Here is a 14731-nt window from a genome sequence, read left to right as displayed (position 1 = left end):
GGCAAATCACCTCCTACAGGAAGTGAATCATGAACCACGCTTCACTGGAATCCCTCGCGATTCAAACTGAACGTCCGACGCTCTATAGCAAGGAAAATCGTAAGCGGTGTTTCCGCGCGCCAAAACAAGATCGCCAGAGACGGGCTGTATGGGTCCGGTGACAAGTGTGCGCATGTGAAGTGCCGCGACCCGGCGGGTAGAGAATTCACGTTTAGCTCTCTTTTGGTCCCGCGAATTCTGGAATAAGACATTATATTCGCCAAAATTATACTTTAACTTGAGCTAAAAATTCTTTTTTTATTGCTCGTTCTCATTATTCACGAAGAGCGCGACCCATAGCGGCGTAGACAGGAGCGCTGAGATACTCCCATGCTGACCTCGCTCCAGTTTCGATCATGACCTGCGTGCTCATCCCAGCTTGCAATGCCACAGGCGCTGCTTTCAAAGACTCCGGTCTCAGAACAATTCGAACTGAATAGAAAGCTTGACCGGTCCGAGGGTCAATTAGTCGGTCAGCTGAAAGAGTGCGAACGTCACCGCTCATCGGTTGCTGGTAACGTCTGCTCACAGCGCTCAGCCAAACAGTCGCGTGCAGCCCTACTTTCACCTGATCGACGTCGAGGGGGTCAACGTTCGCGACAACAACGAAGTTGTCCTCTTGAGGGACGATGTCCATTAGCGGCTCTCCGGCCGCTACGACCCCCCCATTCGTGTGGACCTTAAGTCCCACTATGGTGCCTCCGATAGGAGCGCGTATCTCGGTACGCGTCGCCACGTCATCAGCAGCGGCCATTCGCTGCTCGTATTCGTATATTTTGGCGCGTGTTTCTCCGAGTGCCTCGACAATATCGGCCGTCGTCGAGGCGTTAAGTTCGGCGATCTTGAATTTCGTCTCCTCCATCTTTTGCTGGGTCGCGCCGATCGATGCTACATACCCGCTTAGGGCACCTCCCACGTCTGCCTTTTCTCTTTCCAAATCTACAAGGCGTGTCCTGATCACCAACTTCCTTTCATATAGGCTGCGGACATCGCCCAATTGCTCCTCGATTAGCGCCAGTTTCCGAGTAGCCGCTACGACTTGTCCTTCAAAGCCCTCTATCTCCTTCGCCATGCTTCCGGTTGCTTGCTGCAGCAGGGAGAGCTGCTCTCTGAAGAGGTTTTGACGTGTCCGAAAGACACTCTCCTGCCCGGAAACAGCATCCGCTGCCAATTTGCCGGACACTTTCAATTCAGGCGGAATTTCGATCGTGTCCTTTCCATCTCTTTCCGCGACCAAGCGCGCTTCGGTAGCCTTCGCCTCGTACCACTGCGCCTTGATTTCATTTGCAGCGGCCGTCGAAGCGGTGTTTTGCAATCGTATCAACACCTGGCCTGGCGACACGCGATCTCCTTCTTGAGCCAATATCTCTGATATGATGCCGCCTTCGAGGTGCTGAACCGTCTTTACGCTAGACGCGACATTTACTATCCCGGTAGCCACGACCGCACCCTGGATGGGTGCCGCGACAAGCCACATGCCGGTCGCGGTCGAGAAGGCAGCGACTATCGCGAAGCCAGAGATTACTAAACGCCTACCAAACGGCGGCGGATCTTCGGCTTGCTGGGTGCCGGGGTGTTTGGTGCCAAGGGCGAGCGGACCTATCACTTAACGCTCCGCAATTCAGTTTTCCCGAAGCGAACGGGACGAACGGAACCCTCGATGGGCTCAGGCGATCGACCTCCTAGAATCAGTGACCTGTCTACTAGCCCCGCAAGACGCTTGGAATGTCCGGACATGGTGACAATTACTGAACATCCCGACGCCTTCATAAGTCTAACCGTCGCTTCGAGCGTCTTTCTGGAGGAACTGTCCAAATTGGCGAAGGGCTCGTCCAGGACAATAAGCCTCGGCGCGCGAAACAGTGCCCTGGCAAGAGCTACTCGCTTTCGCTCGCTGCCGGATAGCCCGACCGAGTCGTCAAGCAGAGTCTCATAGCCCTGACCCAAACGAATAATAACCTCGTGTATCCCAGCAATTTTTGCTGCGGAAACTACGTCGTCGATAGAACTTTGTTGAAACCGCGCAATATTTTCCGCGACGGTTCCCTCGAAAAGTTCAACGTGCTGAGGCAAGTAGCCAATTACCTCAGCTCTCACATAGTCAGGAAGCCGGGTGATGTTCATGTCCCCCAAGCGGATTTGACCGGTGCGTGGCTTGAGCAGACCTAGCAGAAGACGGGAAAGCGTTGTCTTGCCCGTTGCTGCGCGCCCGATGACCAACAGCAATTCTCCCGGCGCGAGGGCAAGCGACAGTTTCCTGAATACATCACCCCTCGATCCAGCATGCCTGAACGTGACTTCATCGAGGACCAACGAGCCTTGCGACGTTCCAGGAAGCAATGGCGGCTCTATGTCCGATGGTTTGACAAGTTCCGCCTTAATTTTGAAGTATGCTTCGCGCGCTTCCCTTAGACTTCTGAACTCCCGAGCCGCCTTTTCCACCATTCTATAAGCGAATCTAGCAATAAGCCGTGCTGCAAACAGCCCACCGAGCGATGCCCCGTCGTTCAGGAACAGCCAGACGCCCGATGCCAGCAGGACTATGGACAACCCGCGGTTAAGCGCCCGGATCACCGAATCAAGGCTCGATCCTCTGGCGTTAAGCCGATCCCGTTGCAAGAAGCCGTCCACTCTGTTCCTGCCCCACCGACCAACGATCGCGTCTGCCATTGCGAAGGCGCCGACCACGTCTTTGTGCCTCTCCGCGGAGACCAACACATCTTTCGCTTGCTTGGCAGCATCACGTTCGGCTTGGCGGGGTTCTCGTGTGAGCTTTTCCTTGAGCAGACTTATGCAGATCAGCAAGACCATGCCTGCCAACGCGATCAGGCCGAGAATCGGATGGATAAGGTATACGCACGACAGAAAAACGGGGGCCCAGAACACGTCGAGCCAGGCGGATAGCCCTCGCTCGACGAAGCTGGAGACCTTTTCGATACTGGTCAAGATAGGCGGATTGGCGGCGCCTGCAGTCAATCCGGCCTTCACGGATTGGCTGGTCAACTGGTGCTCGATCCAGATGCCCCATCGGGAAAGCATACGCCGGCGGATAGTTTCCAGCGCAGCGCCAGCTACCAGCGCGAGCAAGGCAGCCAAGGTCAGAACGACCAAGGTTTCTACGCTGCGGCTGGAAATGACTCGGTCGAATATTTGTATGAGATAAAGCGGACCAGCAAATCGGAGTGCATTGATAAACACACCGAAAACTACTATGGCGGCAAACCCAGGAACCGATCTTCGCCACATTTCGCTGAGGGGCGCACTGTACCGCGGGCCGCGTGTTCTCACCAAGGCCACCGTCTTTCACGCCCGCCCAAGCGGGGCATGCTGGTCGGCACCCTCGTTGAAAATCCCTGAGAAATTCATGATCATCTCGTCCAAATCGTCATGAGGGCTGAACGCAGGCCCTGCATGAACATTTTGCTGATCAACTGCCTGCAACATCGACCAAGCTCCGCTCACGAGATTATCCATTCGGGTGGCGGACAGAGGAGGGCACCCGAGGGCTTGGACCAGGCTGCCCAGAGATGACTTGAGGGCCCTACGGGTTTTTGCCAGCACTGCCGCTTCGATCAATTCAGCCGGCGCCTGAATCGACATAAATAAGGGGTTCGAGCCAGGCGATAGCATCTCGGGCAGAGTGACGGAGACGCTCCCAAAGGGACTGGGCCATGTCGCCCTGCTGTCGCCGCCGGGCCTCGGACCAGGTGTTTCTCCCAACTCTGCCTGAACCAGTTCGTGCGCGAGTTTCCCCAGAAAATCAAGTCGCAGCTGGGAAGAATGGGCTCGACCCTGGCCGAGGGCTACCATTGGATTTGGGGAGTCAGCAATACGCCGAAGATATGGGTTATTACCCTGCCCGTTAGCTAATTTTTCAGAAGCGCGGGCCTTTAGAACGGGGCTGAGCGCCCCATCCTGGAGCTCCCATGGGGAATAGACATGCAGGCCTGTGGCTTCCTCAGCCTCCCTCACTCCCAGCGGCGATCGGCCGATCCTGCCGCTAATTGCAAGTACCTTGTGGCCAGCAGCGCGGAGGGTATCAACTCCATACTTTGCGCCCATCGCGTCATAAGAAGCGAAAATGGCGCCAAGAGCCATGCTACGAAATGATTCAGCCAGAATTAGCTCGGAAGTTTCCTTCTGCTGCAGCCCGTCGGCGATCTCAATAACGGCGACATCACATCCATTTTCAGCGGCATGGTTCAGTAGGCGGAACGCGCCCTTTTCGATCAATTCTACAGGGGCTAAATACGTCGTTGCAAATCCTGCATCTGTGAAATCAAGAACAATGTCGGCTCCGGCATCACGTACAATCCAGGTGTCGCCACCCGAGCCGGTTCCAGTAATTTTCAGTGCCGCGACCTTCAGTCCCGCCTTTTTGAACCCTCGGACCAATGACGTTGCCGTCAATGTCTTGCCGGCGTTCATTGACGTCCCAAGCGACAGAACAATCGGCAGGGAAGGGGGCAAATCGTCGGAGCTGACCTTGTAATCCCACACGTTTAGCCGGCGACCGAACTTGTCGCCAATCAGGCCGAGAGGGGTGATCTTGGTTGGCGCCAGCATGCGAGCATGCCTGGAAAGCTCACATGCCGCGATGCCTCCCCCCGCTACCAAGTCGCACGGCCCCAGATCGGGGCCTATTACGGCCTCGAACTGGTCAGGAGCATACCTGTTTCCATAACAGAGGATTATCTCATCTCCGCGAAACATGATCGCTTTTCGCCCGCAGATGAGCTCCAGTCTGCTGTGATTGCCGAGTTCATCAACGCGCGCCAAAACAAGATCGCCAGCGACGGGCTGTATGGGCCCGGTGACGAGTGTCCGCATGTGAGATGCCGCGACCCGGCGGGTAGCGAACGCGCGTTTAGCTCTCTTCAGGCGCCCGCGCTTAATTCTTGAAACGGACATGACCCCCCCCCCCAGCTTATACTTGGATGGCATTTAAAAGTCTTTTTTCTGTTCGATGTTATAAGCTTAAATCATTTTTATGCTTATCTCCGCTTGCAATCGATTATTAAATAAGCAATATGATTAGATAACTAGTGTTAGATAACCAATATGATTAGATAACTAGCATTAGATGCATAAAATACATACCCAAGCTGACGTCTTGCAACGGCTATTAACACTATAATGTCTGGATCTCTGCCATTCGAATGCATGACGACATCTCCCCGCGAGGCCACATACCATCCAGCTGCATTGTCCGGATCAGGCCGGCGGGAGAATAAGAACGCGACTTCCGGATGCTGCGGCCATAGCGTTTAGGCCGACTGAACGCGGGGGATCAGATATAAAGCGTGCTTAAATGTGGTGGAATGCGCCACATCTTCGCCCCTTCACATCGGGTCTTGCCGAAGCCGCTCATGCCCATCGATGCGGTGCCCGTTTCGAGATGCATTTGAAGTGGCTGCAGCGGAAGCGTGGTCAGGAAGTCTGTATTGTGGGAGACGGCCGAAAAGCAGGCGGGGCGTGAACATCCGGGGGTCAAAAGTGGGGTTATGGTCAACCTATCTGAAGAGTTGGGAAAAATCGAGATTACCAGTTTTAAAGTGCTATCGGGACTGAATGTGCATAGCACGAACACGGTGGTCAAATTAACCCTGAATGTCGGGCGGCCAGCGGGTTCTCGCATCTCCGATTTTACTGCGCCGGCTCGCTCAGCGCTGTCCGAAATGTTCCCCGGTTGTGCACAAGACGCTTTGGTCCCTCAGTACATCGCCGATGCAATCCTGTCCGCTGATCTTGAGCTTCGCCGCGCGATGAATTTTTATTCGTTTTCGCCGATGGCGTCGCTAGTAGGCGATCCGTCCGAAAGCCATCTTGCGATCGTTTGGGAGTCGGATGACCCGCAGATGTCGCGCGCGGCTGCTTCGGCTGTCGTTGAAGCGGTTGGTGAGGCGGCGCAAGGCGAGGACGGGGCACCGAAATACGCTCAGGCGCGGGAGCTAAACCTGGAAAGGGCAAAGAAACGGCGTCTTTCAAATTCGACCGCTGTGCTGGTAGCTGCAGCTAAGAGAAATCGCATCCCGTTCGAGTTCGTTGCCCGTAACCACCTTCGCCTTGGCCAAGGCAAGCACCAGAAGCAGCTGTTCTCAACAATATCGGGTTCTACATCGTTTGCGTCGGCGAAAGTGGCCTTGGACAAAAGGCTGGGCAATAGACTTTTGGCGCAAGCGGGGATCCCAGTACCCCGTCAAATTACCGTTCGCACCAAATCTGAGGCCGTCGCTGCCGCCAAACAGCTGGGCAAGACCGTGGTGGTCAAACCGGCTCAGGGAAATCAGGGGCGGGGAGTTTCGGTTAAACTGCGGGGACGCCGTGCAGTTGAGGCTGCATTCGACATAGCGCACGACATACCTCACTCAGAGCGGTATGGCGTCTTGGTTGAGCAGTTCATCGCCGGCCCGGAATTTCGAGCGACAGTCGTTGACTCTCATCTCGTGGCAGCGGTCATGTGTTGCCCCTCCCAAGTCATTGGCGACGGTGAAAAAACGATACTCGACCTGATCGATGATTTGAATCGAGAACCGGACAGGGACGGGAGACGTCTTTCTCCTGTAGAAATTGACGATGAGCTGCTGCGGCATCTAGCCTTGCATCGTCTTACGCCGGAGTCCGTCCCAATTTCCGGGCAGCCTTTGGTTCTCCGGCCTACCGGTCACCTCGCCCGTGGAGGCATCCCGGTCGATGTTACAAGCTCCGTTCATCCGGATAACAAGCAACTGTGCGAGCGCATCGCCAAGGTCATCGGCCTCAGTATTGCCGGGATAGACCTCATCATGCCCGACATTGCAAGATCTTACAAAGAGGTCGGGTGCACTGTCATCGAGGTAAATGCACGGCCGGGGATCGAGTTTCATCTTTGGCCGCGAGCGGGGATCTCGAGAGATGTGAGTGAGATAATCCTGGCCAATATGTACAATGAGCCGGGCTCATCGGAAATCGCCACCGTACTCGTCATTGGCGATCGACACACTGGTGCGGTGGCGACAGCAATCGATCATCGGTTCCAGGCGGAAGGGCGAAGAGTTGGTCTCTTGTCGAAAAGAGGCGCTTACATCAACACTGTACCCCAGGAATTTGGCCGGCGGACAACCCCGCAAATGCTGGCCAGAGACCCGTTCCTGGAAGCCCTGGTTTATGCAGCCTCTCCAGACAGACTTTGGGCGAGCGGTCTTTGTCTGGGTGCCTGCCGTGCGGTCTCGATGACTCGAACGGATGCAGATAATGGTACAGTTCTCGAAGATCTCGCTCAGCGGGTGTTGCAGTGCGGCAACCAGGGTTATTTCATTGTCAACAGCGAAGATGAATGGCCCCGCCGTGCGCTGTCGACCTTGCCGACTACGCGGCTAATATTGGTCAGTTCCGAGCCTGATATTGATACCGACCTACGTCGGCACCTACAGAGTGGTGGTTTGGTTCTAACTTTGAGATGGAGCACTGACGGATCGGGCACCAAAATGGCGCTTGTGTCGAGATCTGGTGAGCTAGCCGCGGAACCCGTCGCATCTATGTCTCAGTCGCGGCCACCGCAAATAAGGGCTGCCATGCACGCAATGGTAATGTCGTATTTGGCAAAAAAGGATGGCTGGTTCGATGAAGTGCCCCCGGTTCCTTCGGTTCGGCCTGAGACGAACGACGTTCGATAGCAGTAATGAGTTTATCGATTCTGCTGAAACAAAGGAGAGTAAAGTTATGGATACTGTTTCGCCAACTGCCACACCGATTGTTTCGCTAAATGATGCGGCGACACTGGTTGCTTTGACCTTGAAACGCACCACAAACAAAGCGGGACAGCCGCGAACCCGTTCAAGAATGTCGTACAAGACATTCAGGCGCCTAACTGGACGGCGTGTCGGCGGGGCAGCGTTCGTGAAAGGCTTCACGGAGGAATTGTTGAAGCTAGGCTGGCTGATGGTCCGTATGCCATCGGCTTACGGCTTCGTGCGCGCCGCCTCCCTCGACAAATGGCCTTTGTCAAAATCGAAGATGGCGGCGGAAGAACTGAAGCTGATCAGGGAGGGATCTCTGGCGAAGGCGCTGGACAACGCTCGGGAAGAGCTTGGTGAATCAAGTGACGTCCACAATTCGTCGGACAACGGTGAGCTAACGGCGATGGCCGGAAGCGCAGCAAACGGGAAAACAAGAAGAAAAGAGCGGCTGGCGAGGGGTCAGTAGACCCAAGTCGCAGCGCATTAATCTGTCCCCGACGCGAATTCGGGGCACGTAGATCATAAGGATTTGTGAGGCCTGGATGAACGATCGATCTGTCTGGAGCGCAGAAGAGATCATCCGGGTAACGGGGGGAAGATGGCACATCGAGCCAAGCCTCGGATCAGTGTACACGAGGGTGACCTTTCCTGTCCGTTATGTTCAGGAACGTGCCGTTCTATTGCACGTGGTGGGTCGTGGGTGGCCCACCAAAAGTATTGATGGGTCTGGGCAGCACCGTTCGAATATAGATGAGCTAATCCTTAGATTTGGTTCTGTACCAGGTCTCCTGATCGTGACGTCTGAGGTACCTACGACCAAGACCGATTTGCCGGTCTTGGTCGTAGAATCCACGTACGAATCCTTGTTTGCAATGGCCGAGCACCGACGAGCTAGCTTCTCCGGTAGAATTGTTGCAATCACAGGTACTGCTGGAAAAAGCTCGACGAAAGATTTTCTTGGAGCACTTCTAAATATAAAAGGACCTACTTACGCGTCTGTCGGAAACTGGAATACTGTTGAAGGAATTGCGTTCAATTTGGCCAACCTGTCGTCCGAGGACGAATTTGCAGTGATTGAGGTCAGTGGAGGAGCGATTTTAGGCATGCGCGGTCGCTCTGCTGTAGAAATGGTTAGGCATCATGACGCCATCATAACTTCTATTGGGGTAAACCTTACGTCGCGAACACCGACTGCTGAAAGTGTTGCGGCGGTGAAATCAAAATTATTTTCAGCCCTACCAGATGACGGTCGTGCATATCGTCCATTCGAAATCCAATGCCACGAAATTCTCGATGCAGCGGCCGATGGCAGGCAATTGACAATAATCGGCCAGCTGAACGCAGGAGCAATCGCAATAAATTTGCTTCGTTCTGGTGTTGCTTCGAGCCTCATTAGTATATCTTGCGGCTCTAAATCCGATGAAGCCGATGTGTCAGTCGTCGGATCGGGTCAACTAAGTAACTTATCACTGGCTGCGCAGTGCGCTTCGGATTTTGGTTTACCTTTCAGTGAGTTGGTCGAGGGCATATCCCACTTGAAAATGGCGCGTCGGAAGATGGAGTCGCACACGACGACGATTGAACAAATGCGCGTTTCTTTTCTCGACGACTCCCACAATGCTACGCTGGTATCATTCCGGAGTGCATTAGATCATGTGCAAATGAACAAGCATTGTGTGTCGAGGATCGTGATAATAGTTGGTAAGATTGTTCATATAGAGGGTATGGAGATCACTGTCTACGATACACTAGCCGAAGAAATCTGGCGCCTTTCGCCATTTTCAGTAGTCTTGTTCGACAATGGATTAGAGCAGCTTGCGGATGCCTTGAGATGTTATGGCGTGAATGCAGTCGAGTCGAGCGACCCCGTGCACGTAGTTTCGCTTATACGTTCGTCGCTTGTCGATAACACCCTAATTTTTCTAAAAGGGTCGCATAGGGGAACCCGAATACGCGAACTGTCTCAGGTTATTCGAGACAGATTGTGGCCCCTGCAGTAGGCGGTGCAGGTATGGCCATTGGCTCTGTCTACGTCTGGGAGCGTTGCGATTCGGACCTTACTGGCGGGCGGGTCCATTTGAGCAAGGTTGAACTACCCTTTCTAGACGCAAACGCCGCAGGGCCAGGAGGCCTGCTCGGGCGGTACGTGGATGTGATTGGCAATGGTTCCCCGGCCGGATTGCCAGTGGCAGAGATGCGCTGGTCAACTGGCCGGAAGAGCGAAACTCTGCCGGACGAACACGGCAACTATGTTTTCAACCCTTTTGGGGGCGGAATTCTTGGTGGACAGGAAGGTTATGATGCTGCCGGACGCTTCGGTCAGGTCAACGTCTACTATCACATCTCGTTGATGGCTCAGCGCATGAACGAGGTGCTTCGTTCACTTGGGGAGAACCCCTTGCCGAAGGTCAGGGCGGTCATCAATGCGTACCAGCCGAAGAGAGACGGCCGGGCTGCGCAGAAGGATGCCGCCGGCTGGGGGCCCGTCAAGGGAGCCAAGTACCGATATCCCGCAAGAATGGAAAATCTCGACCGTTTTTCGATTCCGGTTTGTGGGGAATTGCTGTTTGGGCCGGGGCTTTCCGTCACCACGGAAGGGTGGCTGCCACGAATTTCAGGCGGCGCTTATCTCTGTGGCCCATCCCACAATGCCAGTTTCATATATCAGGCATTCGCACTTCACGTGCTGCGCCACACCGCTGACATCCAAGCTGATCGGCTGCATGCGCCGTGCACCAGTTTCAGCAGGCCGGGCGCGCTTGAGTACGCCCTGAGCACGTACCTGGCGGCCTCGATGCTCTCGACGCCCCACATATGGTGCTGGCATCTCCGCCACGATGCAGAGTTCGTACCCTCTGATACTCTTGCCAATGATTCCCACTTGGACGATGCCGCCATGCCGGCAGCGGAGGCGCTGGTCGCGCGGGTCATGGCGGGGGCAATGTGGGATTTGCACAAGGCCTTTCCCGGAGACGAGCGTACCTGCACTTCATTAGTTATCGCTGCCCTTTTGGCGATGGGTCGACTTTCTGACAGTCCGTACGCCCCCTCCCGGGCTCGAACTCGCGCCATCAGGTCGTCTCCCGAGAATTTTGCCTCTTGTTTGCTTCATGTGGACCGAACGAGATTCCGCAGCCGCTACGAAACGCTGATCCGCAATGTATTTCAGAGGCGTGGGGTAGGCTTTAGTTTTGATGCACTGCAACCTTCGGTTCCGCCACTTCCTTATCGGTTGAGTGAGTCCGAAGACGTCCAGCGCCACGTAGCAAGAATTCGCGAAACATTTGCAGAGGTCATAATTCCGGACGACACCGATCTGATAGACCCCGACCAACTTGAACTGTTCCTCTCCTCGTCCGCCAGCGCCCCTTACAATCTGGTAGCGGTCGGAGACGTCATGACGGGAATGCGGATGCGGCATCGTATCCGGAAATTCGGCCCCGACTATCCTTTCGCCTGGGTCCAGCCGATCTTCCGGCGCTGCGCCTTGATAACAGGAAATCTTGAAGGGCCGTTCTCCTCTAACTCCGAGAAAGCAGAGACCACTCGGAACTACTCATACAAGGTCGATCCCAAGTCAGCCTTTGTCTTGCGCCGTGCTGGGTTCGCCGCGATGACCATCGCGAACAATCACATTCAGGATTGCGGTCGAGGTGGCGTCCTTGAGACGCTCGACACTTTGGAGCGACACTCCATCAAACCGTACGGCGGTGGCCGGAACCAGGATACCGCGCACGATCCAGCGATTTTTGATGGCGTGGATATCCGGATCGGACTTCTCGGATACTACTGGAACCGTCGAACCGCGGCCCGGGGCGACATGCCTGGCTCCGCACAAGACCTACCCGAGTTCGTCGAGCGGGACCTCGCACGACTGCGTCCGCTGGTCGATCGGATCGCCGTGATGGTGCATTGGGGTATACCGTACCAGCGCCAACCTACCGAGGAAGACCGCATGAAAGCACGGCGGTTTATCGACCTGGGAGCTGATGCAGTCATAGGCCATCATCCGCACATCCTCCAGCCGGTCGAAATCTATAAAGGCCGGCCGATATTATACAGCGTTGGAAATCTCGCTTTTGGATCTGGAAACAGCAAGGGTGAATGTATCCTGCCATGCTTTCGCTTTGGCATAAAAAAAATAGATTTGGATATTTATCCTACCTACGTTCAAAATCGGGATCCTCGCGTTGATTACCAACCAAAAGTGATGGGCGGAGCGGCTGGCCGCGCGACAATCGACCGGTTGCTCGCGCTGTCGCCTGGACTCGCCGATATAGCCGCAACCGTCCAAGACAGATGCCTTAGATTATCTATTCCCGCGTGCTGAGGTCAATGGACGCGCGTCCATGTTTAGCTCAGGGGCCTCGATTCTCACGGCGCTTTCGGGGATTTTGCCTGGGGCCAGATATGCTGAAACGAAGTCTTTACCAATTGGTCGTTTTTGTTTTGTTTAGCTGCCACTAATACGCTATCCACTCGTGGCTGATTGTCCATAGGAGCGACAGGTGCGATTCTTAATCCGTCTGTTAGTCGCAGCCATCCTGGGCTGTGGCTTGATGCATTCAGGCTTGGCCCTTGCCTGGAAAGTCGGCAAGGGTTCGACCTCAGCAACCGTCAATGGGACGAAGTTGACGGTATACACCTATCACCCCAAGTACTGCAGCAACCCATCGATCCTCTTCGTTTTTCATGGGGTGGGTCGGACTGCTTCATCTTATAGAGACTATGCGCAACCTCTTGCGGATCGAAACTGTATGATCGTCTTTTCGCCGCTATTCGATGAGGAGCGCTTCCCTAGCTGGAAGTACCAGCGGGGTGGGGTCATTCACTACAGCGTGATTCAGCCGAAGGATCAATGGACGGTTGGATATGTAAAGGGCCTCGTGAGCTGGGCGAGAGTGCGGGAGGGCTTACCGGCAGCCCCCTATTATCTGTTTGGACACTCGGCGGGAGGGCAATTCATATCCCGCGTGGCGGCATACTCTCTTGCTGATGGGAATAGACTGGTGGTCGCCAATCCGTCCACTTATGTGCTGCCGTCGCTGGCAGAGGCCGCTGCCTACGGGTTCGGCTGTGCGCCTTCGTCCAACGGGCCGCAATGCTTATACAGTTCCACAGAAGTAACGCAGCAATTAAAGGCTTATCTAGCGCTGCCAATGACGATCTACCTCGGAGAGGACGATACAGGTGATGAGAATTTGAGCGAAAGCGCCGCTGCTATGCGTCAGGGAGCGACACGCTTGGAAAGGGGTGAGTTCACATTTGAGCTGGCGCAAGCTGTCGCGACGGCTAATGGGTGGCCATTAAACTGGCGCCTGCTGATTTTGCCTGGTGTCGGACATTCGGCAAGTGACATGTTGCGGTCCGATCAGGCTGAGCAAGCCTTTGGTCTTAAATGAGAAAACAGCAGCTGGGATCAGGTTCCTCTGATAGTTAATTTTTTCAATCCGTCGCTCGGCAAATCGGGCTCTGGTCGAGAATAATCCAAATTATCTTCGATCTTGAGTGTTCTCCAGAAGAGGGCATTTTCCATGCGGAAGCTGAAAGATCTGGTGCTCAACCAGCGGGGGACCTTTGCCGTAACGACCGCCTTGCTGGCTGTGCCACTAAGCTTGGCCTTGGGCCTCAGCATAGACTTTACCAATGCCGCTTCCTGGAAATCCAAGCTGCAGGAGATGGCCGATTCGGCGGCTCTTGCTGCTGTCGAGAGCGATGGAGGAAACGAAGAAGCCGTCCACGCCGCGAAGAATTGGGCGCTGGCCAATGGCTCCTTCGTGACCGGCGCTGTCGTTGGGGTGAGCATCACCACTCCTACTGCTGGGACGCGAGAGGCGGCGGTTGAAATCTCAGCTGGAATGCCAACCGCTTTCATGAGTCTTGCTGGAATTCGGAGTATTAACCTTCACGTGGCGGCAACGGCCCGAAAAGCCGCGCCAGATTATTGCTTCTATGTCCTCGATCCTGCCTCAAATGGAGCGCTGACGGTAATGGGTTCCGGGGGCCTTTCGGTGCCAAATTGCGGTATCCAAGTGAATTCCTCCAGTCCAAGGGCGCTGAGGCACGATGGAACCGGAAAGTTCATCGCCAGGGAAATCTCTGTAGTGGGCAATTACCAAGGCGGCGGTTACACCATCGTCCCGAAAACCAACCAACCTCTGCTCGCCGACCCGCTTGTCAATATACCAGAGCCCGTTCCTCCGAACGGTTGTGATTACAGCAATCAGATGCTTTCCGATGTTACCATTCCGGCCGGCCGGGTGTTCTGTGGAAACATCGACCTCAATGGAAATGTCGTACTTTCTCCCGGAGTTCACTATCTTCAAAACGCAACAGTGAGCATTGGCAGCTATATGAATCTCTCGGGCGACGAAGTCACGATATTCGTCGACTCCGGGTCAAGCATTATTCAGGCAGCTGGCCCAGGGGGCATAAGGATTTCGGCTCCCACGAGCGGCATTTACGCTGGCATCGCTATCTTCGGGTCACGCACAGTTACGCCCTCTGTGCCAACGGTCTCGTTATCCGGAAACAAAAACTACTTAATTGAAGGGGCTATCTACCTGCCCCACCATCGTTTTCGGATGAGAGGGACAAAAGACCTGAAGTCGACTGCCAATTCAGGTTGGATTGTTGCCTGGCAATTTTTCTATGGTGGCAACTCGAGTGTGGCCCTGGACTGGTATGGTGCGACTCCGCCGAAAGGCCTTGGAGACTTAGGAATAGTGCTCCTTCGCTGAAGCAATACTGATGTCAGTGCTCGGCACAGGGCTATATCTTTGTTGTTGCTGCATTGGGCTCGGACCAACCAACCATTCCCGGCGGCTGCCGTTATATGCATGGCCGAAATGACCGAGCGGGCATGACTGTGCGCAGCTCTTCGGTTGGCGATAGTGTGCTGAAGGTTCTGCAAAAAGTTTTGGAGAGAGAACGGGGCTTGCTCTGAGGGGCGAGCGGCCATGGCACGGTGGTGA

9 protein-coding genes are annotated in these 14731 nt (G+C 54.9%); 6 read left to right on the top strand and 3 right to left on the bottom strand.

Annotated elements, in window-relative coordinates; genetic code table 11:
* Positions 1 to 313: 313 nt before the first annotated feature.
* The 3 genes from NKH16_RS33925 to NKH16_RS33915 form a co-directional block, all read right to left on the bottom strand.
* Positions 314 to 1645 (bottom strand): HlyD family type I secretion periplasmic adaptor subunit, encoded by a 1332-nt coding sequence (locus tag NKH16_RS33925; RefSeq protein ID WP_352747414.1) that lies wholly within the window; start codon positions 1643 to 1645, stop codon positions 314 to 316.
* On the bottom strand, positions 1642 to 3237 hold the full coding sequence (locus tag NKH16_RS33920; protein WP_352747413.1) for an ATP-binding cassette domain-containing protein: 1596 nt from the start codon (positions 3235 to 3237) through the stop codon (positions 1642 to 1644). The genes NKH16_RS33925 and NKH16_RS33920 overlap by 4 nt, the downstream gene beginning before the upstream one ends.
* Before the next feature lie 105 nt (positions 3238 to 3342).
* On the bottom strand, positions 3343 to 4869 hold the full coding sequence (locus tag NKH16_RS33915; protein WP_352747411.1) for a hypothetical protein: 1527 nt from the start codon (positions 4867 to 4869) through the stop codon (positions 3343 to 3345).
* Between the two features lie 614 nt (positions 4870 to 5483).
* Here NKH16_RS33915 and NKH16_RS33910 point away from each other — a divergent pair.
* The 6 genes from NKH16_RS33910 (at position 5484) to NKH16_RS33885 (ending at position 14497) form a co-directional block, all read left to right on the top strand.
* Positions 5484 to 7694 carry an ATP-grasp domain-containing protein gene (locus NKH16_RS33910; RefSeq protein WP_352747408.1) on the top strand — a complete coding sequence of 737 codons (2211 nt, stop codon included), beginning with the start codon at positions 5484 to 5486 and terminating at the stop codon, positions 7692 to 7694.
* Between the two features lie 46 nt (positions 7695 to 7740).
* Positions 7741 to 8223 carry a hypothetical protein gene (locus NKH16_RS33905; protein WP_352747405.1) on the top strand — a complete coding sequence of 161 codons (483 nt, stop codon included), beginning with the start codon at positions 7741 to 7743 and terminating at the stop codon, positions 8221 to 8223.
* A 76-nt stretch (positions 8224 to 8299) separates the two neighbouring features.
* A complete protein-coding gene (locus tag NKH16_RS33900) occupies positions 8300 to 9757 on the top strand; it encodes a Mur ligase family protein (protein WP_352747403.1) in 1458 nt (485 codons plus the stop codon).
* A gap of 77 nt (positions 9758 to 9834) precedes the next feature.
* Positions 9835 to 12087, top strand: coding sequence for a CapA family protein (locus NKH16_RS33895; protein ID WP_352747400.1), 2253 nt, complete (start codon positions 9835 to 9837; stop codon positions 12085 to 12087).
* A gap of 427 nt (positions 12088 to 12514) precedes the next feature.
* Positions 12515 to 13159, top strand: coding sequence for an alpha/beta fold hydrolase (locus NKH16_RS33890; protein WP_352747397.1), 645 nt, complete (start codon positions 12515 to 12517; stop codon positions 13157 to 13159).
* 132 nt (positions 13160 to 13291) lie between these two features.
* The gene (locus NKH16_RS33885) at positions 13292 to 14497 is read left to right on the top strand and encodes a TadE/TadG family type IV pilus assembly protein (RefSeq protein WP_352747396.1); all 1206 of its coding nucleotides are present in this window, start codon (positions 13292 to 13294) and stop codon (positions 14495 to 14497) included.
* Positions 14498 to 14731 lie beyond the last annotated feature (234 nt).

It is taken from the genome of Mesorhizobium sp. M1307, assembly GCF_040318155.1.
Classification (GTDB): domain Bacteria; phylum Pseudomonadota; class Alphaproteobacteria; order Rhizobiales; family Rhizobiaceae; genus Mesorhizobium.
The sequence above is the reverse complement of the archived record's forward strand: the minus strand, read 5'-3'. Positions and strand labels throughout refer to the sequence as shown.